This window comes from Mycobacterium sp. NGS68 (genome assembly GCF_059812195.1).
The window spans coordinates 452796-474513 of the sequence record NZ_JCALCE010000001.1; the positions used below are offsets into that span (position 1 = coordinate 452796).

24 protein-coding genes and 1 riboswitch are annotated in these 21718 nt (G+C 66.8%); of the genes, 8 read left to right on the top strand and 16 right to left on the bottom strand.

The annotated features are described in order from the left end of the window. Positions 1 to 43: 43 nt before the first annotated feature. The 6 genes from AC5Y5V_RS02015 to AC5Y5V_RS02040 all read right to left on the bottom strand — a co-directional run bounded on the left by AC5Y5V_RS02015 (position 44) and on the right by AC5Y5V_RS02040 (position 3949). Positions 44 to 454 carry a MaoC/PaaZ C-terminal domain-containing protein gene (locus AC5Y5V_RS02015; protein ID WP_499930910.1) on the bottom strand — a complete coding sequence of 137 codons (411 nt, stop codon included), beginning with the start codon at positions 452 to 454 and terminating at the stop codon, positions 44 to 46. Beyond that, the gene (locus AC5Y5V_RS02020) at positions 451 to 915 is read right to left on the bottom strand and encodes a MaoC family dehydratase N-terminal domain-containing protein (RefSeq protein ID WP_499930911.1); all 465 of its coding nucleotides are present in this window, start codon (positions 913 to 915) and stop codon (positions 451 to 453) included. The genes AC5Y5V_RS02015 and AC5Y5V_RS02020 overlap by 4 nt, the downstream gene beginning before the upstream one ends. Beyond that, positions 912 to 2105, bottom strand: a complete 1194-nt coding sequence (locus AC5Y5V_RS02025) for a lipid-transfer protein (RefSeq protein WP_499930912.1) — start codon at positions 2103 to 2105, stop codon at positions 912 to 914. Before AC5Y5V_RS02025 ends, AC5Y5V_RS02020 begins: the two co-directional genes overlap by 4 nt. A gap of 173 nt (positions 2106 to 2278) precedes the next feature. Further along, positions 2279 to 2725, bottom strand: a complete 447-nt coding sequence (locus AC5Y5V_RS02030; protein ID WP_499930913.1) for an ATP-binding protein — start codon at positions 2723 to 2725, stop codon at positions 2279 to 2281. 14 nt (positions 2726 to 2739) lie between these two features. Continuing rightward, positions 2740 to 3108 (bottom strand): STAS domain-containing protein, encoded by a 369-nt coding sequence (locus AC5Y5V_RS02035; protein ID WP_499930914.1) that lies wholly within the window; start codon positions 3106 to 3108, stop codon positions 2740 to 2742. A gap of 223 nt (positions 3109 to 3331) precedes the next feature. Continuing rightward, a complete protein-coding gene (locus AC5Y5V_RS02040; protein ID WP_499930915.1) occupies positions 3332 to 3949 on the bottom strand; it encodes a DUF998 domain-containing protein in 618 nt (205 codons plus the stop codon). A 60-nt stretch (positions 3950 to 4009) separates the two neighbouring features. Between AC5Y5V_RS02040 and AC5Y5V_RS02045 the strand changes: the two genes are divergently transcribed. Beyond that, positions 4010 to 5059, top strand: coding sequence for an ABC transporter permease (locus tag AC5Y5V_RS02045; RefSeq protein WP_499930916.1), 1050 nt, complete (start codon positions 4010 to 4012; stop codon positions 5057 to 5059). A gap of 2 nt (positions 5060 to 5061) precedes the next feature. Further along, positions 5062 to 6054 (top strand): ABC transporter ATP-binding protein, encoded by a 993-nt coding sequence (locus AC5Y5V_RS02050; RefSeq protein ID WP_499930917.1) that lies wholly within the window; start codon positions 5062 to 5064, stop codon positions 6052 to 6054. A gap of 94 nt (positions 6055 to 6148) precedes the next feature. Here the strand turns inward: AC5Y5V_RS02050 and AC5Y5V_RS02055 are convergent, their stop codons facing one another. Together AC5Y5V_RS02055 and AC5Y5V_RS02060 are read right to left on the bottom strand one after the other, a co-directional pair. Next, the gene (locus tag AC5Y5V_RS02055; RefSeq protein WP_499930918.1) at positions 6149 to 6610 is read right to left on the bottom strand and encodes a MarR family winged helix-turn-helix transcriptional regulator; all 462 of its coding nucleotides are present in this window, start codon (positions 6608 to 6610) and stop codon (positions 6149 to 6151) included. Between the two features lie 5 nt (positions 6611 to 6615). Beyond that, positions 6616 to 7104 (bottom strand): hypothetical protein, encoded by a 489-nt coding sequence (locus tag AC5Y5V_RS02060; protein WP_499930919.1) that lies wholly within the window; start codon positions 7102 to 7104, stop codon positions 6616 to 6618. A gap of 57 nt (positions 7105 to 7161) precedes the next feature. Here AC5Y5V_RS02060 and AC5Y5V_RS02065 point away from each other — a divergent pair, with 57 nt between their 5' ends. Then, positions 7162 to 8325 carry a sulfotransferase family protein gene (locus AC5Y5V_RS02065; RefSeq protein WP_499930920.1) on the top strand — a complete coding sequence of 388 codons (1164 nt, stop codon included), beginning with the start codon at positions 7162 to 7164 and terminating at the stop codon, positions 8323 to 8325. Beyond that, positions 8315 to 9613, top strand: coding sequence for a DUF1214 domain-containing protein (locus AC5Y5V_RS02070; protein ID WP_499930921.1), 1299 nt, complete (start codon positions 8315 to 8317; stop codon positions 9611 to 9613). The genes AC5Y5V_RS02065 and AC5Y5V_RS02070 overlap by 11 nt, the downstream gene beginning before the upstream one ends. Here the strand turns inward: AC5Y5V_RS02070 and AC5Y5V_RS02075 are convergent. The 3 genes from AC5Y5V_RS02075 to AC5Y5V_RS02085 all read right to left on the bottom strand — a co-directional run bounded on the left by AC5Y5V_RS02075 (position 9610) and on the right by AC5Y5V_RS02085 (position 12527). Then, positions 9610 to 10602 carry an alpha/beta hydrolase gene (locus AC5Y5V_RS02075; protein WP_499930922.1) on the bottom strand — a complete coding sequence of 331 codons (993 nt, stop codon included), beginning with the start codon at positions 10600 to 10602 and terminating at the stop codon, positions 9610 to 9612. The two genes, AC5Y5V_RS02070 and AC5Y5V_RS02075, sit on opposite strands and share 4 nt — an antisense overlap. A gap of 4 nt (positions 10603 to 10606) precedes the next feature. Then, a complete protein-coding gene (locus AC5Y5V_RS02080) occupies positions 10607 to 11734 on the bottom strand; it encodes an NDMA-dependent alcohol dehydrogenase (protein WP_499930923.1) in 1128 nt (375 codons plus the stop codon). 349 nt (positions 11735 to 12083) lie between these two features. Next, positions 12084 to 12527, bottom strand: a complete 444-nt coding sequence (locus tag AC5Y5V_RS02085; protein ID WP_499930924.1) for a right-handed parallel beta-helix repeat-containing protein — start codon at positions 12525 to 12527, stop codon at positions 12084 to 12086. Positions 12528 to 12627: 100 nt separating this feature from the next. Here AC5Y5V_RS02085 and AC5Y5V_RS02090 point away from each other — a divergent pair, with 100 nt between their 5' ends. Next, positions 12628 to 13443, top strand: coding sequence for an enoyl-CoA hydratase/isomerase family protein (locus AC5Y5V_RS02090; protein ID WP_499930925.1), 816 nt, complete (start codon positions 12628 to 12630; stop codon positions 13441 to 13443). A 4-nt stretch (positions 13444 to 13447) separates the two neighbouring features. On the opposite strand, the gene AC5Y5V_RS02095 is transcribed toward AC5Y5V_RS02090, so the two are convergent. Both AC5Y5V_RS02095 and AC5Y5V_RS02100 read right to left on the bottom strand, forming a co-directional pair. Further along, positions 13448 to 14590 (bottom strand): phosphotransferase, encoded by a 1143-nt coding sequence (locus AC5Y5V_RS02095; RefSeq protein ID WP_499930926.1) that lies wholly within the window; start codon positions 14588 to 14590, stop codon positions 13448 to 13450. A gap of 78 nt (positions 14591 to 14668) precedes the next feature. Then, entirely contained in the window at positions 14669 to 15289 is a 621-nt protein-coding gene (locus AC5Y5V_RS02100; protein ID WP_499930927.1) for a TetR/AcrR family transcriptional regulator, read from the bottom strand. A 72-nt stretch (positions 15290 to 15361) separates the two neighbouring features. Between AC5Y5V_RS02100 and AC5Y5V_RS02105 the strand changes: the two genes are divergently transcribed. The 3 genes from AC5Y5V_RS02105 (at position 15362) to AC5Y5V_RS02115 (ending at position 18031) form a co-directional block, all read left to right on the top strand. Then, on the top strand, positions 15362 to 16501 hold the full coding sequence (locus tag AC5Y5V_RS02105; protein ID WP_499930928.1) for an Rv3169 family protein: 1140 nt from the start codon (positions 15362 to 15364) through the stop codon (positions 16499 to 16501). Next, positions 16494 to 17567: a phosphotransferase family protein gene (locus AC5Y5V_RS02110; protein WP_499930929.1), complete on the top strand. Its 1074-nt coding sequence runs from the start codon at positions 16494 to 16496 to the stop codon at positions 17565 to 17567. The genes AC5Y5V_RS02105 and AC5Y5V_RS02110 overlap by 8 nt, the downstream gene beginning before the upstream one ends. Before the next feature lie 149 nt (positions 17568 to 17716). Then, a complete protein-coding gene (locus AC5Y5V_RS02115) occupies positions 17717 to 18031 on the top strand; it encodes a DUF732 domain-containing protein (protein WP_499930930.1) in 315 nt (104 codons plus the stop codon). 19 nt (positions 18032 to 18050) lie between these two features. Here the strand turns inward: AC5Y5V_RS02115 and AC5Y5V_RS02120 are convergent, their stop codons facing one another. From AC5Y5V_RS02120 to AC5Y5V_RS02130, 3 genes are all read right to left on the bottom strand, one after another. Then, positions 18051 to 19217 carry a sodium-dependent bicarbonate transport family permease gene (locus AC5Y5V_RS02120; RefSeq protein ID WP_499930931.1) on the bottom strand — a complete coding sequence of 389 codons (1167 nt, stop codon included), beginning with the start codon at positions 19215 to 19217 and terminating at the stop codon, positions 18051 to 18053. 99 nt (positions 19218 to 19316) lie between these two features. Further along, positions 19317 to 19401, bottom strand: a riboswitch (Fluoride riboswitch). 56 nt (positions 19402 to 19457) lie between these two features. Then, positions 19458 to 20633, bottom strand: coding sequence for a sulfotransferase family protein (locus AC5Y5V_RS02125; protein WP_499930932.1), 1176 nt, complete (start codon positions 20631 to 20633; stop codon positions 19458 to 19460). Continuing rightward, positions 20630 to 21709: a DUF1214 domain-containing protein gene (locus AC5Y5V_RS02130; RefSeq protein ID WP_499930933.1), complete on the bottom strand. Its 1080-nt coding sequence runs from the start codon at positions 21707 to 21709 to the stop codon at positions 20630 to 20632. Before AC5Y5V_RS02130 ends, AC5Y5V_RS02125 begins: the two co-directional genes overlap by 4 nt. Positions 21710 to 21718: the final 9 nt, after the last annotated feature.

Genomic DNA, 21718 nt, shown 5'->3' on the forward strand with positions numbered 1-21718 from the left:
CCTTTCGCAGTCCTTGAGAAGGTTGAGGGCCTGATTCGAGTGCTCAGTCGAGGGCGATCACCGCGCCGCCGAGCAGCGTCACGGTGCCGTCGGCGAGGGCGACCTTCAGGTCGAGCGTCGCACGGCGTTCGCCGTCCACGTCGTCGATCGAGGTCACCGTTCCGGTGCAGGTGGGTTCGCCATGGACCGGGGTCACGGCGGCGAACCTCACCTGGAAGGAGCGAAGTTGTTGCTGGGGGGCCACATTCGTGAGCAGTCGGCCCAGGTATGCCATCGAGAGCATGCCGTGCGCGAACACGTCGTCCAGCCCGGCCGAGCGCGCAACGTCGAGGTCGACGTGAATCGGGTTGTGGTCCCCGGAGGCGCCGGCGAACAGGGCCAGCGTCGTTCGGGAGATCGGGGCGACCTGCAGCGGTGGCAATTCGGCGCCGACCTCGAAAGCGAATGTGGTCATGACGGGTCCTTTCCGGCACGGTTCTGTACCACCGTCGAACCGCGCAGGACCGCGATCACTGCGCCGTCCTGATTGGTGACAGTGGACTCGCGCACGACGAACTCCAGTGCGCCGCCCTTCTTGTCGTAGATGTCAGCGATGCGGCTGGTCGCGGTCAATTCGTCGCCGGCGTAGGCCATTTGCCGGTATTCGAACTTTTGCTCGCCGTGCAGGACGGCGCGCAGGTCCACACCCAGCTCGGTGAGGAACGCGAACGGATCCGGCGCTTCGAGCTCGACGCCGAACAGGAACGTCGGCGGGACCGGCAAATCGCGGTGCCCGGCCTGCTTGGCCGCATCCACGTCGGTGTAGATCGGCTGATCCTGCCCGGTCGCCTTGGCGAAGTTGCGTAACCGGCTGCGGGTCACCAGCAGCGACACGGCCGGAAACTCGCGGCCGATGAAGGACCGGTCGATGCTCATCGCGCGTCCACCTTTTGGTAGAGCGTGACGACGCACGCGCCGCCGAGTCCAAGGTTGTGCTGCAGCGCAAGGTCGACGCCCTCGACCTGACGAGCGCCCGCCTGGCCGCGCAGCTGCCACACCAGTTCGGCGCACTGCGCCAGGCCGGTCGCCCCCAGTGGGTGTCCCTTGGACAGCAGACCGCCGGAGGGGTTGGTGACCACTCGGCCGCCGTAGGTGTTGTCGCCGTCGCGCACGAACTTCTCCGCGGTGCCGACGGGCGTGAGACCCAGCGTCTCGTAGGTCAGGAACTCGTTGGTGGTGAAGCAGTCGTGCAGTTCGACGACGCGAATGTCCTCGGGCGCCACGCCGGCGCTTTCGTAGACGTTGTTGGCGGCCGCGGTCGCCATGTCCGCCCCGATCACCTTGCGCATGTCCTTGCCCGTGAACGTGGTCGGGGGGTCGGTGGTGAGGCTTTGCGCGGCGATCACGACGTCGGCCTTCAGGTTGTGTCTGCGTGCGAACTCCGGGCTGCACACCACCGCGGCCGCCGCTCCGCAGGTAGGAGGGCAGCACTGCAGGCGGGTCAGCGGGCCGTAGATCTTCGGTGCGGCCAGTACCTGCTCCACGGTGACCGGGTCGCGGAACACGGCGTTCGGATTGTTGACGGCGTGCCTGCGCGCCTTGACCGAGATCTCCGCGAACACCGCGGGATCGATGCCGAACTCCTCGACATAGGCCTCGCCGGCCCCGCCGAAGAATTGCGCGGCCATCGGCGCCTGCGGATCGAAGGTCTGCAACTCGTCGCGCGCGCTTTCCAGGCGGGCCATCGCGCTGGGCCGGTCCGAGAACACGCTGGCCAGCGCCCCGGGCACCATCTGCTCGAACCCGACCGCCAGGGCACAGTCGACGGCGCCGTGCGCGACGGCCTGACGGGCCAGCCACAGCGCCGACGATCCCGTCGAGCAGTTGTTGTTCACGTTGACAATCGGAATCCCGGTCTGTCCCAGCCCGTACAGCGCAGCTTGTCCAGATGTTGAATCGCCATATACATAGCCAACGTAGGCCTGTTGTACGCGGTTGTAGTCGATCCCCGCGTCGGCGAGGGCAGCCCGAGCCGCAGCCTCTCCCATCTCGGAATAGCTTGGGCTTTTGCCGGGCTTGGTGAACGGGATCATCCCGACGCCTGCCACCTGGACGGTCGTGGTCATCGCGGTCCTCTCGACGCTGAGTGATTTCTCAGTACCTTAACATATATTTACTTAATGACAAGGCGCGAGGCAGCCGGAGACGCTCGACGACCCGCAGGAGGCCACGAGGGTGGATGCAATGGAGTGCCGCCGTCACCGGCTGGCGGAGAGAGGGACGCGCCAGGCGCCCGATATCAGGAACGGTGTGTGATGTCGGTCCAGGTGAGTCGGACGCTCGTCCCGTGGGGCGTGCCGTCGATGATCGCCTCGTCGGCGAGCGCCCGCATGAGCGGGATGCCCCGACCCCGAATCGACAACCGGGAGCCCGGCGTCGCGGCGACCGGGGTCTTGTGGCGCCACCGGCCGCGATCGTCGACCGTCACCGCGAGGGTGTCCGACTCGATGTCGTAGTTGGCACTGACGTCCATGGTCCCGGTGTCCGGGACGTCAATGTAGGCGAACTCGGCGGCGTTTGCGATCGCCTCGTTGACCGCCAGCACCAGGTCGTTGTGCCGCTCGGCGCCGAGGGTGAAATGCCTGTCCAGCCAGCTACCGAACTCGGCGCGGGCCCGCGCGGCGCTGGGCGCATCGGCGACGATCCGTGCACGCACGAACCGCGAGGGGCCGTCGGTGTGAGACACCCTGGGCGCCGGGATCAGCTACCGCTCAGCGCGCCGTCAAGCGTGCTGTACAGCGATAGCACCGTGTCGATTCCCATGAGCTTGATCGGCCGACTGGTGGCCGGACCCTCCGCGACGACCGCGAACCGCGTCGGCGGCGCGACCTCGGCCTGCGCGGTGACCAGGACGGTCATGCCGGCCGATGCCAGGAACTCGACCTTCGAGAGGTCGACGATCAACGCCTCCGGCCCGGCGGCCAGCGCCGCGTGTATGGCGTCGGCCAGCCGCGGGGCGGTCAGCATGTCCACTTCACCCGAGACGGTGAGCACGACCGCCTGACCAGCCTGATGTCTCCCGACGTCAAATGTCGCCGGGTCGATTGGATTGCCAGATTGCTCGACCATGTTCTCTCACATCCGTGCCCCGTGGGGACATCGCTAGTTCACAGACCACCACTGCCAACCGGGGCTGCTGATTCAACCCTGCGGGAACGCTGTCGTCGATCCTGCGTAGCTGGGGACCTGTAGCGGGCCCCCGATGACATGAATCCTAGGCCACCACGGCGTTGTCGGCCGACAACGCCCCGCCGCGGCGGTACTCCGAGCGCACAGCGCTGCCGCGATTCGGTCAACGCTGACCGCGCGTGTGCCGCGCGTCAACCAGCACGCTCGCTGCGGTGAGCAATTGCCACATGGTGATCGAGTACACGCTGCCGCGCTCCCAGGCGCCGTTGGGCAACAGCACGGTTGCGCGCGCCACCGAGTTGATCGCCAACATGCCGAAACACCCGATGCCCAGGGTCGCGACGAGTGTCGAGACCCTCCGATACCAGCGTCTGTTCTCGCCGACCGTCCCGACGACGAAGGCCGATCCGGCCAAAATCGCGAGGTTGCCTGCGACGATCGCCAGCGCCGCGCCGACGACGTGCGCCCGCCCGGCGTGCACGGTCCCCACCAGGACGTTGCCGACGGCGTTCGTGGCGACCAGGCCCAGAAACAGGCTGGTACGCCGATCGCGCGGGGCGGGCGCCAGCAGCAAAGCGCCGAGCAGGAACAGGGTGCCCTGCAGATAGAACGCCGTGTGCATCAGGGGTGCGCGCGGGCCCGATACGCCGAGATCGCTGATGTAGTTGTGCAGGTAGCTGTATTCGGGCTCGAAACTCGCGGCGGTGACGGCTTCGAGCAGCAGGTAGCCGAGGGCTGCCACGCCCCACAGGGCGGCTCCGCTTCGGGTCTTGGCTGTCATCCCCGCAAAGCGTAGACAAAACCCGGACCGGGAAGCGGGCGACGTTGGTAGGTTCTGTGAATGCTCTTCGCCGCCCTGCGCGACATGCAATGGCGAAAACGGCGTCTGGTCATCGCGGTCGTCAGTACGGGACTGATCTTTGGGATGACGCTCGTTCTCACCGGGCTTGCCAACGGCTTCAAGGTCGAGGCTCAGCGAACCGTCGACTCCTTGGGCGTCGACACCTTCGTGGTCAAAGACGGTGCGGCCGGACCGTTCCTGGGATCCACCCCCTTCCCGGACGGCGACCTGGCCCGGATTTCCGCGGAGCCGGGTGTCGTGGCCGCGGCGCCGTTGGGTTGCGTGGGCACGATCATGAAGGAAGGCAAGTCGACGCGGAACGTCACGGCCTTCGGCGCGCCCGAGCGCGGGCCCGGCATGCCCCGTGTCTCGCGGGGCCGGGTGCCTTCCTCGGCGGACGAGGTCGCGGTGTCGACGGCGCTGGACCGAAAAATCGGTGACACCATCGAGGTCGGCGGTCGGGTATTGCACATCATCGGCATCGTGCCCAATTCGACGGCGTTGGCGAAGATCCCCAACATCTTTCTGACCACCGCGGGTCTGCAACAGGTCTCGTACAACGGGCAGCCGATGGTCACGTCGATCGGAGTAGTCGGCAAGCCCCGCACGGTCCCGGACGGCTATCAGACCTTCGACCGGGCGGGGGCCGTCAAGGACCTGATCCGGCCGTTGAAGGTGGCGGTGAACTCGATCTCGGTCGTGGCGGTCCTGCTGTGGATCGTCGCGGTGCTGATAGTCGGATCGGTCGTCTACCTCTCCGCGCTGGAACGGATGCGTGACTTCGCGGTTTTCAAGGCGATTGGCACCCGGTCACGTTCGATCATGGCGGGACTCGCTCTGCAGGCCCTCATCGTCGCCCTGCTCGCCGCGGGGTTGGGCGTCGTGCTCTCGCAATTGCTGGCGCCGCTGTTCCCGATGATCGTCGCGGTACCCACCGGCGCCTACCTGCTGCTTCCGGTCGTCGCACTCGGGATCGGCCTGCTGGCCAGCCTCGCCGGGCTCAAGCGGGTGGTCAGGGTCGATCCGGCGCTGGCGTTCGGGGGTCCCTAGGCGTGGGCGATCTCAGCATTCAGAACCTGGTCGTCGAGTACTACAGCGGTGGCTATGCGCTGCGGCCGATCAATGGCCTGAACCTCGACGTGTCGGCGGGATCATTGGTGATCCTGCTCGGGCCCAGCGGTTGTGGGAAGACGACGCTGCTGTCCTGCCTCGGCGGGATCCTGCGGCCCAAGTCCGGTGCCATCAAATTCGACGACGTGGATATCACCACCCTCGATCGTTCCGCGCTGGCGACGTACCGGCGCGACAAGGTGGGCATCGTGTTCCAGGCGTTCAACCTGGTGCCGAGCCTGACCGCCGTGGAAAACGTGATGGTGCCGATGCGCGAGGCCGGGATGTCCCGCTCGGCCGCGCGCAAGCGTGCCGAGGAGTTGCTCGAACGCGTGAACCTGGGCGAGCGGATGAAGCACCGACCGGGCGACCTGAGTGGCGGACAGCAGCAGCGGGTGGCGGTCGCCCGCGCGATCGCGCTGGACCCGCCGCTGATCCTGGCCGACGAACCCACGGCCCACCTGGACTTCATCCAGGTGGAGGAAGTGCTGCGGCTGATCCGCGAGCTCGCGGACGGGGACCGCGTGGTCGTGGTTGCCACCCACGACGCCCGGATGCTGCCGATGGCCGACCGCGTCGTCGAACTGACGCCCGATTTCACCGAGACCAACCGGCCCCCGGAAACCATCGAGGTCAAGGCCGGCGACGTGGTGTTCGAGCAGTCCACGATGGGGGAGCTGATCTACGTGGTGTCCAGGGGCGAGTTCGAGCTGGTGCACGAATTGGCCGAGGGTGGCGAGGAATTGTTCAAGGTGGTCAGGCCCGGCGACTACTTCGGCGAGATCGGCGTGCTGTTCCACATGCCCCGTTCGGCGACGGCCCGCGCCCGCACCGACGGGACACTCGTCGCCTACACCGCGCCGGCGTTCCGTGAGCAACTCGGGATGGGCGGCATCCGCGATCTGATCGAGCACCGCCAACTCGACGCCGACTGATCCGCGGCCTTGTGCTCGCCGAGTGTGGCGGCTATGTACGAAATCCGAGGGGATCCGTACAAAACCCCACAGTCGAGGCGCGCCCCGGTGCCTGCTAATCGTGGGTGATCGGCGTCTTCTTGGTATCGCTGAGGAACCTTGACAGCAGCCGGTCGAACTGCCGCAGTTCGGTGTCCGACCAGCCGGCCAGCGCCCGTGCCAGATGATCCCGGCGCACCTCCTGTAGCGCCAGGGCGGCGCGGGCGCCGGCCGCGGTGGTGTGGATGACCGACACCCGCCCGTCGTTCGGATCGGCCCGCCGCGTGACGAGTCCGGCGTCGACCAGGGCCTGTACCCGGCGGGTCGCCATCCCGACGTCCATGTGTGCCATGCCCGCCAGGCGTCCCATGGGTTGCGGTCCCTCGTCGATCAGGGCGCGCAGCAAAACGTAGGAGGGCTGCGACAGTTCGGCGTCGGCGGCCGAGGCCTGACGCGCGAACGCCGACCGGCTCACGCTGAGCCGCACGACCTCTGCCAGCGCGGCGCTGATCGAATCCACCGAATCCGGTCTGCCCACGGCCGTCACATCCGCTCCTGTAGATCTGCGACGCAACGGCGGATCGGCCGATCGTCCCCGTCATCGCCCAACGGTGGCAGCACGAGCCCGTCGGCGACGCCGTCGAACTTCGCCGCCAGGACGTCGGGCAGCTGATCGTATCGTCCGCACACCACCAGTTCGTCGAGCACGGGATCGCTCAGCACCGTGGGTAGTTCGTTCCAGCGCAGCTCTTTCGTGAGCGCGCGGAGCCGACCGGACAGCTCGCTCCAGCCGCGTCGTTCCAGGGCGGGCGCGTACGCCGGCGTCGACAGCAGGAAGGCGAGCATGCGGCGCTGACGTTCCCGCTCGCGCGCGACGTCCGCGTCGGTAGTGCCGGTGGCGATCGCGGTGGACGCGACGACGACGGGCGGTTCGGCCCGTCCGCCGTCCTGCGCACCTCGGTGAGCGGCAGCTCGGGGGCCATCGCGGCGAAAACCTGCATGCGGACGACGGTATCGGCATATCCTTGACATAGTCAAATACCCCTGCGTAGCTTGGGCGCGGGAATCGTCTTGTGCTGAGGAGACCTCATGGGTGCGCGCTTCTACTTCGACTGGGCCAACTACCGGACGATGCTCCGGTTGTTGCATCGGGATCCGCCGACCACGGATCCGAAGAAGCGCCGGACTGCCTTTCTGATGTTCCTGGTCGGTGTGCCGGCCGTCGCGGCCGTCCATGCCGTCTGCTTTGCGCTCGACCCGATCCTGTTCGGATCGCTGCGCCGCACGCGGGTGGTCGGGCCGACGTTCTGCGTGGGACACGCGCGCAGCGGCACGACTTACCTGCACCGGCTGATGGCCGCGGATCCGCAGTTCAGCTACGCGCTGATGTACGAGCTGTTCTTTCCCTCCCTGCTGGAGAAACGCCTGCTGCGCTTGCTGTTTCGGCTGGACGCGACGTTCTTCGGCGAGCGGCTGCGGCGGCGTCTCGACGAAGTTGAGGAGCGCCGGTTCGCGCCGACCGACGACATGCACAAGACCGGGTTCTTCGTTCCGGAAGAGGACGACGCGTTCCTGACGTGGTCGCTGTGTTCGGGGTTCTGGATCCTGCTGTTCCCGTTCATGGGCGAACTCGACTTCTACTACGTCGATCAGTGGCCGCAACGCAAGCGGCGGCGGGCGATGGAGTTCTACAAGGAATGCGTCCGGCGCCAGATCGCGGCGAACGGCGGCGGGATCCACCTGAGCAAGAACCCCACCTTCTGCGGACGCGTCGAAGCGCTGCTCGAGACGTTCCCCGACGCGAGGTTCGTTGTGCCGATGCGCAATCCGCACGAGACCATCCCGAGCCTGCTCAAGCTGATGCAGACCGAGTGGGGCCTGCGCGGACGCGACGAGCGCCTGGTCGCGAAGTCGCTGCGGGTGCTCGCCGATCAGTCGATCGACTCCTACCGGCATCCGCTCGACGTTCTCGCCCGGCACCCCGACGTCCGGGCCGGCGTCGTCGACTACCGCGAGCTGATCCGGGACCCCGAGACCACGATGCGCCGGATCTATCGGGAACTCGAGCTTGACCTGGGCCCGGCGGCCGCCGCCGCATTCGAGGCGGCCGCGGCGCGCGGTGGACACGAGTCGGCGCACCGCTACAGCCTCGAGGAATTCGGTCTCGACGCCGACGAGATCCACACCCGGCTCGGCGCCCTGTTCGACGAATACCATTGGGACACCGAAGGAGAGGACGCACATGTCCACTGATGCCGACCAGGCCGAGCTGCGCGCAGCCTGGTCTGACCTGATTGACGCGCTGAACCGGGCCCGCGACGCCGTCGACTCGCCTCAACTGCACGCGCCGCCGGTCACCGCGCAGGGGCTCGCGGACGGCTACCGCTACCTGCTGGGCTTCGTGTTCAGCGGCATCGAGCGCGCCTTCTTCGAGGACCCCGACTTTCCCTACTTCCGGCGTGCCATCCAACCGCTGGACAAGGCGACCATCGACAACGCCGACGCCCTGTACCTGTCGGCGTCGATCGACGGCGCCAAGAGCTACCGGGTGCGGGGCCGGCTCACCGCTAAGCCGCCGCAGTACATCATCTTTGAAGCACACAGCGTCTACGCGGGTGACACCGGTACGCTCGCCGAACTCGCGCCTGGCGGGCGGGTGGTCACAGGCTTGGTGGACACCGCCGACCTCGCGGTCGACGACGACGGCCGGTTCGAGATTCTGCTGGCCCCCCGACGGCCGCCAGACCACGCCGGCAATTTCATCGCCACCGCCAGTGGCGACGCGACCGCGCGTTTCCTGGTCGCCCGCATGCTCTTTCACGACTGGGAGCACGAGGTATCGCCCGAGCTGCACATCGCGCAGGTCGGCAAGGAGGGCGCGCATCCCGCGCCACCCGATCCCACCGGCGCGGCGCGGCAGATGCGGCGCGCCGGCACGATCGTCGAAAACCAGATGCGGTTCTGGAACGAGTTCTATGACGTCATCCTGGAGGCGCACGGCGACAAGAACGGCGACGGCTTCACCCTGATGCCGCGCAACGCGCTGAACGAGCCCGCGCTGGCGAACCTCGCGATGGGCGGCGGGCAGAGCACCAACGTCTACTCCGGTGGCGTCTACGACCTGGCGGCCGACGAGGCTCTCGTCATCGAGATCGTGGTCCCGGTCGAGCCGGCCTACATGGGCTTCCACCTTTCCAATCTCTGGGGCGAATCCCTCGACTACGCCAATCACACCAGCAGCCTCAACGCATTTCAGTCCGAGCCGGACACCGACGGCGTGCTGCGCTATGTGGTTGCCGACGCCGACCCCGGCGTGCCGAATTGGCTCGACACCGCCGGCCACCTCGGCGGATTTCTGACGCTGCGGTGGACCTACTCGCAGCCCCCGCCGGAGCTACCGAAGGCGACGGTCACGAAGCTGGCGCTCGCCGACGTGCGCGACCATCTGCCCAGCAGCACCCGCACGGTCTCACCCCGAGAACGCGTCGAGCAGATCCGGATCCGCCAGGAACACGTCCAGCGCAGGTATCGGCAGTATTAAAGGTGGTTCCGCAGGAAATCCAATCGCTTGCGCCGAAAGTCCCTCATCGCCGGGGCATTCCAGGCCAGGCCGTCGGCCCCGTGGTACATCCCCGGCACGGTGACCAGTTCGCACTCCACCCCGCTGGCCCGCAAAGCCTCTGCGTAAGCGACGGATTCGTCGTAGAAGAGGTCGAGATCGCCGACCCCGATCCATGCCGGCGCCAGGCCGGACAGCTCGGTACGCCGCGCGGGCGCCGCATACGGTGGCGCGTCGGACAGCCGCGGCGGCCTGCCCAGGTATGCGGTCCAGCCGAAGCGGTTGGACTCTGGCGTCCAGAGGAATGCACCGCGCCCGCAGTGATCGTCCCGAAGGGTCGCGCGGTCATCAATCATCGGGTAGACGAGCACCTGAGCCCGCAACCGGATGCCCTCGTCGTGCGCGCGTTGGCCGACGGCTGCCGACAGGCCGCCGCCCGCGCTGGCTCCGGTGACCGCGATCCGGTCGGGGTCGATGCCGAGTTCCCCTGCGCCGTCGCGCATCCAGACCAGTGCCGCCATGCAATCGTCGAGGCCCGCGGGGAAGGGGTACTCGGGTGCGAGGCGATATTCCGGCGACACCACGACCGCGTCAAGTTCACGCGCAAGGGTGGCGCTGACCGCGTTCTCCATCTGGGACGTCCCCATGACCATGCCGCCGCCGTGGATGTACAGCAGCGCCGGCCGGCTGTGTGGGCTGGGACCGGTTGGTGTGGTGACGAACACGGTGACCGGCGGCGACCCGGGGAGCTGCCGCTTGGTCACCATGACTCCGGAACCCGAGGGCGACTTGAACCACATCAATCGTCGGCTTCGCGTCAGGTTTCGCGCGGTGGTGTCACCCATCAGCAGCGGCAGCACGGGGCTGCGCAATTCGGCCGGCACTCGGGCCAGCTCGTCGCGCGCTCGCAGATAGCGGCGCGTGACGGCGGCGGCGCCGGCGAGCATCGCCAGCGTCAGCAACCTCTTCATCGGATCAGCGATCCGCGTCGGTGTAGCGGATAATGCCGCGAATGTTCTTGCCGCTCAACATGTCCTGGTAACCCTCGTTGATCTGCTCAAGGGTGTACTGCCGGGTGATCATGTCGTCGATGTTGAGGCGCCCGGCCTGGTACATCGACAGCAGCAGCGGAATCGCGTGCTGCGGATTTGTGCTCCCGAAGATGCTGCCCTGCAGGTTCTTTTGCATCAGCGTCAGCATCGCCAGGTTGAGCGTGGTCTTGCTGGAAGATAGGTCGCCGACGGCGGTCACGACGCACGTGCCGCCCTTGGCGGTGATCGTCAGGTAACCCTCGACGTCTTCGCCCTTGGCCTGGCCCACCGTGACGATCACCTTCTGCGCCATCAGGCCGCGGGTCGCCTCGGCAATGCCCGCCGTCGCGGTGGCGAGGTCCGGATAGGTATGTGTGGCGCCGAATTTCAGTGCCGCGTCGCGCTTCCAGTCGACGGGCTCGATGACGAAGGCCCGGCGGGCTCCGGCGTTGACTGCGCCCTGCAGCGCCGCCATGCCGACCCCGCCGACACCGACGACCACGACGTCGTCGCCGGGGCGCACATCGGCGGCGCGCGTTGCCGAGCCGTACCCGGTTGTCACCCCGCAGCCGACCAGGCACGCCACCTCGAACGGGACCGAGGGATCGATCTTCACGACCGAACTCCGGTGCACCACGAGGTGTGGGGCGAATGTGCCGAGAAGTGCCATCGGGTAGACGTTCTGGCCGCGGGCCTGGATGCGGTAGGTGCCGTCAGAGATCGCCGCGCCGGCCAACAGGTGCATGCCCAGGTCGCACAGGTTGGCCATCCCGGATTGGCACGTCCGGCACTGGCCGCACGAAGGGATGAACGACAGCACCACGTGGTCCCCGGGCGCCAGGTCGTCGATGCCTGGGCCCACGTCGGTGACGATGCCCGCGCCCTCGTGCCCGCCCAGCACCGGAAATCCGGCCATCGGCATGTCGCCGGTGACCAGGTGGTGGTCGGAATGGCACATGCCCGCTGCCTCCACCTGAATCTTCACTTCGTCGCGGGCGGGGTCGCCGATGGTGATCTCCTCGACCGACCACGGCGTGTTGAACTCCCAGAGGATGGCGCCTTTGGTCTTCATGTTCACTCTTCCGGTTGACCCAACTGTTGACATTTCGGGGCTCTGACAGAGCTTAAGGCCGCAGCGCTTCCCGAATCCAGTAGGTGAACCAAGTGCGGCGTCGCGACGTGTCCACCCATCGGTCGCCGGAAAGGGTGCAGTTCGCGGACTACACCCCCGATGAACTTGTCGCGATGTTCGTCCAAATGTTGCCACGTTCGACACTGATCGCCTGTGCTCTAGTGCCGTGAATGGTCGAGCCGGTCACATAGATCTTGGAGCCGGTATTGACGAACAGGGCCGTTTCGCCACCGCCGTAGATGTCGCAAGCGGTCACGTGCAACGCGGAATTTTCGGTGATCGATGCGGCCTAATAAGGGGTGTCGTGCACGCGGCAGTTCGTTATGGAGACCGTGCTGCCGCTTTCGGCGAAGATGGCCGGGTGCTGCGTAGATGACCCCGATAGGTTGCAGCTGCTCACGGTGACCATGCTGAAATTGCGAGCCGTAATGAGGTTGTCTGCCGAGTTGCGCAACAGGCACTGCGAGATCGTCAGCTTTGCTGAGTCGGTGGCGTTGACGCGTCCATCGATCGAAAGTCCCGTTACGTTCGCGCTGCCGGCGAACGTAACGGTGCTCTTGAGCAAAGCCGTTCCAGACTGCGCGGCGGACAACGACACGGATATCAAGCTGAGGTCTCCGACAACGTGCGCGCCAAGATCGAATTGGATGCTGTCACCTTGGCGGAGCCGGTCGCGAATCGCGTCCACGGTGGGCGATCCCATCAGTCCCGCTCTGATTCTGTGGGTCGCCATGTGAACCGCCTCGACTGACGATTTGAGCATGGTTTGAACGCGTCGTTGTAGGCTAATCGGCCGTCGCATCTGCGACAAGCAGCCTCAGCAAGGAGCGGTCTTGACCGATCTCACTGTCGCCATCGCCGACGGCGTCGCGTTGCTCACCCTCAACCGTCCCGAGCAGCGCAACGCCTATACCGCGGAGATGGCCACGCTGCTCAATGCCGCCTACCGGCAATGTGACGACGACGACGCGGTGCGCGCGATAGTGCTGACCGGAGCCGGCGACGCGTTCTGCGTGGGCGCCGACTTTTCGACAGCGACAAGCCCGTTCGACGTTCCACCGGACGAGTCGTCCTTCACCGCCGCACCGACCGACCCGGCCGCTTTCGAGCTGCGCACGCCGGTGATCGCCGCCGTCAACGGGCACGCCATCGGGATCGGCCTGACCATCGCGTTGCAGGCCGACATCCGGATCATGGCCGTCGATGCCAAGTACGCCGTCGCGCAGGTTCGTCGGGGCGTCATCGGCGACTGCATGTCGCACTGGACGCTGCCGCATCTCGCCGGCGGGACCGTGGCGGCCGACATCCTGTTGACGGGCCGCGCATTTGACGGCGCCGAGGCCGCCGCCATGCGTATCGCCACCCGGGCGCTGCCCAGTGAACAGGTGCTCGAGCACGCCATGGCGGTGGCGCGCGACATCGCCGTCAACGTCGCGCCGATGTCGGCGGCGTTGAGCAAGCGGCTGCTCTGGGACACCATGATCAACGGCTATTCAGCGCGCCAGGTCGCCGACCTCGAGACCGCACTGCACCACCGGGTGATGGGCAGTGCGGACGCCCGCGAGGGCATCGACGCGTTCCTACAGCGCAGGGCTCCGCGGTGGAGCCGGTCGGTGTCCGCGGGCTGGGAGCCGTTGCCCGAACCCTGACGCGCTACAGCGAGCCTTTCAGCGCCGCAACGGTTTCCAGGTCATCGAGCGCCTCGACGCCGCGCCGCAGGCCCTCCATCGCGATGTCTGCCACCTGCATTCCGCCCATCCCCGCCGTGATCAGCGCGGCAACATAGGCGTACAGCGCACCCTGCCGGAAGCGCAGCCACAGCTCGTCGCGGTCGAGCTCGGGGCCGCCCGCGGCGGCCAGCGCGCGGCGGTAGACGTCGAGCAGGTCGCGCTGAGCTGCCTGACGATCCTCCGGCGTCAGGCTGGTGACCAGGGTGTAGGCGAGCTCGCGGGACGGGTGGCCCCGGCGCACCGCCTGCCAGTCCAGCAGTCCCGCTTCGCCATCGCGGAAGTACACGTTGCCCGGGTGCGCGTCGCCGTGCATGACGGTATGCGGGGGAGCGTCGATCAGCGCGGCGACCGCGCGGTAGTTCTCGGCGATGAACCTTCCCCGCTCGACATCAATGTCGCTGTGCTCCGCGATGCGCTTCATCGAGGTCGTCATCAGCGCGCCGGTCAGCAGCGACGTGACGTCGCCCGACGGCGTGTACAGCCATCCCAACGGACCCCGCCCATCGCTGGGCAGCCGGCCCCAGTAGGTGGCGTGCAGTTTGGCCAGCAGCTCCACGATGAGGCCGCCCTGGTCGGCGGACAGGGGATGCAGGGTGTCGGGAAAGACGCACGAGGGGGGAAGGTCCTCCAGCACCAGCAGATACCGGCCGGTCCACGGGTCGAACGCGGAGCCGTAGGACTTCGGGACGCCGGTGAGTTCGGGGGCGAGCTGGCTGTAGAAGCGCACCTCCGTGTGACCCAGCCGGCCGAGTTCACCCATCAGCCGGGTCGCGGCGGTCTGCGCCGCGAGCTTGACGAAGACCGAGTCCGGCACATCCTGGCCGGTGGCGCCGGTGAGTGCCAGCCGCGCCCGCGACGACGTCCCGGCTTCGTTTCCGAGCACCCTGACCGAGCGGACCGGCGCGCCCATGACGGCCGAGAGGGCGCCGGCGTCGAGCCCGTGGACCGTGCGCGGCAGCCCCGCCCGGTCTCCGACGACGGCGTCGGCGGCGACGCGGCCGACGCCACGGCCCAGGTGCGCGGCCAGACCGACGAACGAGAGAGCCTGACCTAGAGGGTTTTTCATGACCGGCATCCTGATTGGGTTGCTGCCTGGATGGCAGGACAAAAATAGCTCAGCATTTAGACATCAGACAATAGTGCGTTATTGTCTGATCTGTGGCACCAGGGCCCGCACCACGAACTGTTCGACGAATCGGCGCTTGTCGGCGGGGGAACGGTGCCGCCAGGAGGGTGCGAGCAGGAACAGCGTGGTCGTGTGCAGCCACTGCACCACCGAGCTGGGGTCGAGGTCGTCGTAGAGGCGACCCGCCGCCCGCCACCGTTGCAGCAGCGGCTCGTAGTGTCGCAGCAGGACCGCCACGATCGGTTGCGACCCCAACTCGAGCGCCGTGGCCACGGCGGTGCTCTCCGCGGCGAACAGCGCCTCGTTCAGCGGATCGCCTTCCACCGACTCGACGGGTACCAGCACCATTTCGGGCAGCGAGCGCACCGGATCGTCGGGGTGGCGCAGTGCTCCCACCAGGGCGCCGAGGGCCGCGTCGATGCGCGCCAGCATCAGCCCGAGCAGCACCTCGTCCCGCCCGGGGAAGTACCGGTACAGCGTGGACCGGGAGACCCCGGCCTCGTCGGCGACTTCGGCCATCCGGATCTGGGCGTTGCCGCGGCGCACGATGCAGCGGCGTGCCGCGTCCAGGAGCAGCCTGCGCGCCTCCTCGTCGTCGAGGATCGCGCGGTCGTCTCCCCACCGCCGGCTGGGTTCCATCGGCCCAATGTTAGGGGATGTTCGCAGACCGGTGCCGAATTCCGTTGGTAGTCAATAACCGAGAGGGCAACAATGGGTTACTCCGCCGCCGACGAGTCGTTCACTCACCAGCTCCCGACGACGTTCGACGGGGTGCACGACGACGATCCCACGTGGTCGGACCGGTGCTACTTCTTCGCCGCGTCGCCTGATGGCACGATGCTGTTGGCCAGCGGGTACGGCAACAACCCCAACACCGCAACGGGATTGGGCTACGTCAAGGTCAGCCTCGCCGACGGCCGGCATTGGGATCTGCTGGCCGGCCGGCCCGTGACCGGCGGTGAGCGCACCGACCTGCGTGCCGGTCCGATGCGCTGGACCTGCGTCGAACCACTCAAGAAGTGGCGCTTGGACATCGAACCCAACGACTCCGGTATTGAGTGGGAGCTCTACTACGAACCGACTGCGCCGATGTGGGAACTGCTCCCGATGAAGGTGCGCGACGGCGACGGCCGCGTGCTCGCGGACATGTATCACATGAAGGAGCCGGGCAATTGGACCGGCTGGGTGTGCATCGACGACGAGCGGATCAGCGTCGACGGCTTCCACGGCGGCCGGGACCGAACCTTCGGCCTGCGCGTCTCCGACAAGATCGAGTTCTGGCTGTGGCTGGACGCCGGATTCGAAGACCGCGCCATCGAAGCCTGGATCATCGAATCCTCGGACGGCACAGTGAGATACGTCGACGGCGGGATCACCCACAATGACGGTTCGCTGTCGAAGCGCTTCGTCGGGATCGCACACGATGTCGAGTTCGACGGCGACACCAAGCGGCCCGCCCGAGCCGTCCTGACCTTCACCGACGAGGACGGCGCAACCTACCGCGTCACCGCCGATGCGCCGAACCAGGACGTCAACGCGTATTACGGTCTGCCGATGGCGCATTGCCGCTACCAGGATCTCGGCGAAGGCGCCTACTTCATCCACTTCCGCTGGGACAGCAAGGATCCCGGTCAGCTCGCGGAGACCGAAGGTAAGTCGATGGCACTCGACCAGCTGATGCGTTTTGAGCTCGACGGCGCGACGGGCTGGGGTGTCTTCGAGCTACTGATGGGTGGACAGGGTTACCGGCGCTATCCGAACTGGATGCCGATGGACATGTCGTCCTTCACGCAGGACAAGACCCCCGTCGACCGCCTGCAGCCAGAAAGTCAGGCCCCCCAACATGAATGAGCGACTGACCGCCTGGCTGCGTACCCAGCTGCCGGACGCCGACGAGGTCCGTGTCGAGGGCCTCGACCGGGTGACCTTCGGGCATTCCGCCGAGATGATGGTGCTGACCGTCGTGACGCGGCGAGGCGGCCGGACCGAGGAACAAGACGTCGTATTGCGGCTCCGTCCAAAGCCGCCCGCGCTGCTCGAGCCCTACGACCTGGCACGACAATTCACCATCCTGCGCGCGCTGGAGAACACCGCGGTCCGCGCGCCGCGCGCGCTGTGGCTGGAGGACACCGGCCAGGTGCTGGGCCGGCCTTTCTTCGTCATGGAACGCGTCGCCGGCGATGTCTACGAAATGCAGGCGCCCACCGACGTCACGGACGATACCGTCGTGCGGATGTGCCGGAGCCTGGCCGAGCAACTCGCCGCGATCCACGCCGTCGACCTGCACGCGATCGGGCTGGAAGCGCTCGATGACGGCCGTGACCACCTGAACCGCGAACTCGACCATTGGGCAGGCGAAATGAACAGGGTCAAACGCGCCGCGCTGCCCGCCCTCGAGCGGCTCCTGGCGGAGTTGCGTGTCAACCGGCCGACGCCGTGCCCGCGGATCACCCTGGTGCATGGCGACGCCAAGCCGGGCAACTTCGCGTTCGGCGGCGGCTCGCAGGCCGGCGAAGTCAGCGCCGTCTTCGACTGGGAGATGACCACGGTCGGTGACCCGCTGACCGATATCGGCTGGCTCGAGATGCTGTGGATGCAACCCGTCGGCATCAACAGCCACCCCGCCGCGCTGACCATCGACGACCTGCTGGCCCACTATCAGGCGGTGAGCGGTATTGAGATCCGGAATCGCCCTTGGTACCGGGCATTCAACGCCTACAAGATGGCCGTCATCTGCCTGATCGGCGCGATGCTGGTCGACAGCGGCGACAGCGATGATCAGAAACTCGTGCTGGCCGCCTACGGCACCGCGATGATGACGAAAGTCGGCCTGGGCGAACTCGGCATCGACGAAAGCCTCGATGACGGGCCCGTTCTCCCGCGCGAGGAGCGCATCCAGCGGGTCCTCGGCGCATAGCGCTCGGTAGCGCCGCGCCCTGCGTCCGGTGGGCCCTGGGAATCTCCTGCATACGGCGATAGGGGTTGCTGAGAGGCGGTTTGTGCGGCGCGGTGCCGGGTATAGGGACTCGCGAGTTCACCTCTGTGGTCGGGGGATTGGGGGACACGATGAGGCGATTGGTGGCGTTGCTCGGCGCTGTGACGGCGATGGTCGGGCTCGCGGCGCCCGCGTATGGTGAACCGAACGGCGACGACGCGGGTTTCCTGACCGCGCTGCGGCAGGACGGAATCGACTACCAGAGCCCCGATCGAGCCGTCGTCGCCGGGCGGGCGGTCTGTACTTGCCTGAGCCGCGGCGAGTCCGGATTGGGACTGATCCACGATCTTGAGGTCAGGAACCCTGGCTTCACGATGGACACTGCAGGTCAGTTCGCGCTGATTTCAGCCAAATATTTCTGTCCCCAACAGCTTTCCAAGAGCTGACCGGCGGGGACCGTTTGGGCTACAAGCCCCACCAGGCGACGACGCGCGCGATCTCGACATACAGCGGTATCCCGATTATGACGTTGTAGGAGAACGTCAGTCCCAAAGACGCGGCCAGCGGCAGCGTCGGGCTGGCCTCTGGTATCGCCAGCCGTTGGACGGCGGGGACGGCGACGAAGGACGACGAAGCGCAAAGCACCGCCAACAGCGCGTAGGTTCCGGGCTTGAACGTCGTGTCGGTGACGTACGCGTAGCCGTGCGCGACGACGATCCCCAGCACGGCAAAGATATTCGGCGCCAGCAGGCCGAAGCAGATGAACCCGAAGCCCGCTGCCCGCAGGTCTCGCAATTTGCGGGACGCCGTCATGCCCATCTCGAGCAGGAACAGGCAAAGCGCGCCTTGGAAGGCGGACACGAAGAACGTGTCGTGATCGTGGACCACCTTTTGGCCCTGCAAACCACTGACGAAACCGATGACGATGGCACCAACCAACAAGCACAGGCCAGGGTTCACCAGCACCTCTTTCAGCACGTCAACCTTGGACGAGCGCCGCTCCGGTTGACCCCAGTTGTATTGCGTCGTCGCCGGATTCAGGCTTTGACCGGGTGCGGGGCGGGCGGCGGCGCCCGGCCCCGCCACGGCCATCGCGGGCACGCGGTAGTCGGGCTCGTCGGGCATGTTCCCGACGGGGTCCATTCCCCTGCCACGCAACCGCGCCACCAGAATCAGTGCCAGCAGGCAGCCGGGGATCTCCATGACGGCCAGCATGACTGGCATGTAGGCGTCGAACGCGATACCCAGGCCGGTCAGCACGGCCACGCCGGTGGCGAAGGTCCCCGCGGAATCCGACGCGTAATGGCCGGCGACGGTTGCCTGGTCGACGCGGCGCAAGCCGCTCATCAGGCTGAGCAGCAGATACGCGAGACCGCCGATCAGGAAGTTCAGCAACAACCCGACGATCAGGAAACCGGCGATGACACCGAGGTTGGCCGGCTTGATCGAGGCGAGCGCCTCGCCCCCGCGCCAGCCGATGGCCAGCAGCAGATACATCGTCAGACCCTGATAGATCGCCTGCGGAAACTCGAAGCGCACCTTCAGGATCGGGATCAGAAAGCCGAAGTAGAAGAACAGCAGGATCGGCTTGAACAGGTTGTGGGTGAAGTTGTGCCAGAACTCATGCAGCATTGATCTCTCCCCCCGCAATACGAACCGAGGTGCCCGTGAACTTGACGCTGCTCATGACAAACTCCTACCTCGTCAACGTGGATCGTCGGGATCGGTGATCCACAGGTAGGAGCCATCAGCGCCAGCAGTTCGGTTGAAGAACCAGGCCGCGGTGCGTAAAGCGAGCCCCATCGCATATTTCAGTCAAAAACTGTACACAGGGTACCGCCTCGAGACCAGCCTAAACGCGAAGCATGAACGTCAGCGGAGCTGCTCGGCGGGCACCCCGTAGCGGGCCTGGTAGGCGCCGACGCGGTCGCGGACCTCCTCGGCGTTCAGCCCGGTATCCGACCACCTGTAGCGGCCGCGTCCGCCGTCACCGGGATGGGCGGTCAGGAACTCTCGCATCTTCTGTTCGGTCTCGGGCCGCAGTTCGCGGCCCAGCCGCGCATAGATGCCGCCGATCGTGACCCAGGGATCGTTCACGAAATCGGTGTACAGCACGTCGATCACGCGGCCGGCCAGCGCCGGGTCGCGGTCGCGCAGCGCCATTTCGCGGTCGAGGCCGACGCTGATCTCCTCGTAGGACTGCGCCGCGCACTCGGCGATGCTGGATTCGTCGCTGCCCATGCGCCGCAGGTGATGGGTCAGCGCGGCGATCGAGGAGATGACGTTGAGCGGGTCGCGGTGCGTCTGCACGATCAGCGCGTCGGGGTACTCCGCGAGCAGGGCATCAAGTTGCCACAGGTGTGCGGGCGACTTCAACAGCCATTGGCCGGGCACGCCGGATTGCAAGTGCTGCAGGAAGATCCGGTGAAAGCGGTAGGCGCCGGCATGGTCCGCGTCGTACAGCAGCCAGCGGTAGTAGCTCGGCAGGCGGTATTGCACCGAGAAGATCATGCTGGTGAACTCGCTGGCCGTGATGCGCACGCATTCCTGCCCGACGAGCGCGCCCATCGGATGAAACTTCAAGAACCCGGGAATGATCTGCTCGGACAGCTCGATGCTGGCCTGCGCCTGGGCGATACGCGGATCACTGTGATAGGTCTCGGGCTGCGGGACCGGGCAGGGCGCGTCCACCTCCCAGGTCAGCGGGGCGCGCAGGTCGGGGTCCTGGGCGAGGAGATCGTAGAGGATGGTGGTGCCCGTGCGGGGCTGGCCGACGATCACGATCGGCGCGTCGATGCCCTTGGCGGCGACCTCGGGATGCTCTTTGCGCCAGGCGATTATGTCGAGCCGGTTCTTCAGGGCACGCATCAGGTCGAGGTGGGCGATCTCGACGCCGATGGCCGAAAGCCGCGCGTCGTGGACGAGCCCGTCGGCGACGAGTTCGAGTCCGTGCTGCCAGCCGTCGGCGCCGAAATCGTCGCTACCGGTCTCCTCGCATGCGGCGGCGATGAGCCGTTCCGGAGCGAATCGGTCCTGCATCGTTGTCATGACAGTGCCCCCCGGCGGTGCACCGCAACCTTGACGTCGGGCGCGGTGGGGTTGTCCAGCCAGCGCAGCACGATGAACCCGCGATGTCGGCCGCCGGTGTCCAGCCAGTGGCCCAAACCGAAGTCCTCGGCCGAGATCGCGATGCGTACGCGCCCGTCCGGGTCTGGACGCACCCCGCGATTGGTCACCGAACTGTGCCGGCGGCGCGGCTCGAGGCATTCGTGCCAGATGCTCTCCAAGGTCACGTTCCAGTACCTGGTGTCGGGCGGTTCGATGTCGAGCACCAGGGCCTGATCCGGCTCGAGGCGGAAGGTGCCGAGCATGTACAGGTTGTCCGGCGTGGTGTCGGCCGCGCCCAGGTCGGCGGCCTCCGAGGTGAGCAGCGTGTTGGGCGCGTCGATCAGTTCCGGCTTGATGGTGCGGTGCAGCGTGGCGAGCTTCATCATCGACCACGCCATCGCGGTGAATTGTTCGGACAGCGCGTCGTCCGTCAACGGCGTCACCGGGTCGGGTTCCAGGGCCTCGATCCGCAGGGTGGCCAACGCCTCGGCGGCCCGGTCGCCGATGTATTCGCGGACGACCACCGACGACGCGTCAGCGGGGATCTTCAGCCACTGGGCGCCGTCGCTGTTCGCCGGCTCCTCGGCGGACAGCACGATCGCGAATTCGCCTTCTGTCAGCGACAATTCGGTGTCGCCGAGGTAGTTGGACATGCGCCGCGGAGTCAGCCCGGTACCGGCCAGGATCTGAAAGCCGAGGTAGGCGCTGGTGCCCCGGTTGCCGGTGATCCGGTAGCTCCGGTCGCCACGGATCATCGCCAGGTAATAGTTGCCGTCGGGGTTCGGGCCGCCGATCATCCGGTTCGGCGAGCACATGTCGAAGAACACCGGCTGACCGAGGTCCGCCTCGACGGCCATCTGAGAGCACAGCGACGACACGCGCGCGATCACCCGAAGGCCTTCGAGGAGCTCGCGTTCGGTTTCGGCATCGGTGGTCACGACGTTGGTGACGTTGGTGAGCATCTCCTGGAAGAACTGCCACGCGGGCAGCGCCTTCGTCGATTCAGGATGAGACATCGTCTCATA

Excerpts from the sequence above, each read along its gene's own strand:
- AC5Y5V_RS02040 (WP_499930915.1), bottom strand. The coding sequence starts at position 3,949 with ATGACAGCCAAGACCCGAAGCGGAGCCGCCCTGTGGGGCGTGGCAGCC.
- AC5Y5V_RS02020 (WP_499930911.1), bottom strand. The coding sequence starts at position 915 with ATGAGCATCGACCGGTCCTTCATCGGCCGCGAGTTTCCGGCCGTGTCG.
- AC5Y5V_RS02085 (WP_499930924.1), bottom strand. The coding sequence starts at position 12,527 with ATGGCGACCCACAGAATCAGAGCGGGACTGATGGGATCGCCCACCGTG.
- AC5Y5V_RS02125 (WP_499930932.1), bottom strand. The coding sequence starts at position 20,633 with ATGACAACGATGCAGGACCGATTCGCTCCGGAACGGCTCATCGCCGCC.
- AC5Y5V_RS02035 (WP_499930914.1), bottom strand. The coding sequence starts at position 3,108 with ATGGTCGAGCAATCTGGCAATCCAATCGACCCGGCGACATTTGACGTC.
- AC5Y5V_RS02015 (WP_499930910.1), bottom strand. The coding sequence starts at position 454 with ATGACCACATTCGCTTTCGAGGTCGGCGCCGAATTGCCACCGCTGCAG.
- AC5Y5V_RS02025 (WP_499930912.1), bottom strand. The coding sequence starts at position 2,105 with ATGACCACGACCGTCCAGGTGGCAGGCGTCGGGATGATCCCGTTCACC.
- AC5Y5V_RS02130 (WP_499930933.1), bottom strand. The coding sequence starts at position 21,709 with ATGTCTCATCCTGAATCGACGAAGGCGCTGCCCGCGTGGCAGTTCTTC.
- AC5Y5V_RS02065 (WP_499930920.1), top strand. The coding sequence starts at position 7,162 with ATGGGTGCGCGCTTCTACTTCGACTGGGCCAACTACCGGACGATGCTC.
- AC5Y5V_RS02070 (WP_499930921.1), top strand. The coding sequence starts at position 8,315 with ATGTCCACTGATGCCGACCAGGCCGAGCTGCGCGCAGCCTGGTCTGAC.
- AC5Y5V_RS02120 (WP_499930931.1), bottom strand. The coding sequence starts at position 19,217 with ATGCTGCATGAGTTCTGGCACAACTTCACCCACAACCTGTTCAAGCCG.
- AC5Y5V_RS02110 (WP_499930929.1), top strand. The coding sequence starts at position 16,494 with ATGAATGAGCGACTGACCGCCTGGCTGCGTACCCAGCTGCCGGACGCC.
- AC5Y5V_RS02100 (WP_499930927.1), bottom strand. The coding sequence starts at position 15,289 with ATGGAACCCAGCCGGCGGTGGGGAGACGACCGCGCGATCCTCGACGAC.
- AC5Y5V_RS02080 (WP_499930923.1), bottom strand. The coding sequence starts at position 11,734 with ATGAAGACCAAAGGCGCCATCCTCTGGGAGTTCAACACGCCGTGGTCG.
- AC5Y5V_RS02095 (WP_499930926.1), bottom strand. The coding sequence starts at position 14,590 with ATGAAAAACCCTCTAGGTCAGGCTCTCTCGTTCGTCGGTCTGGCCGCG.
- AC5Y5V_RS02105 (WP_499930928.1), top strand. The coding sequence starts at position 15,362 with ATGGGTTACTCCGCCGCCGACGAGTCGTTCACTCACCAGCTCCCGACG.
- AC5Y5V_RS02045 (WP_499930916.1), top strand. The coding sequence starts at position 4,010 with ATGCTCTTCGCCGCCCTGCGCGACATGCAATGGCGAAAACGGCGTCTG.
- AC5Y5V_RS02115 (WP_499930930.1), top strand. The coding sequence starts at position 17,717 with ATGAGGCGATTGGTGGCGTTGCTCGGCGCTGTGACGGCGATGGTCGGG.
- AC5Y5V_RS02075 (WP_499930922.1), bottom strand. The coding sequence starts at position 10,602 with ATGAAGAGGTTGCTGACGCTGGCGATGCTCGCCGGCGCCGCCGCCGTC.
- AC5Y5V_RS02060 (WP_499930919.1), bottom strand. The coding sequence starts at position 7,104 with ATGTCAAGGATATGCCGATACCGTCGTCCGCATGCAGGTTTTCGCCGC.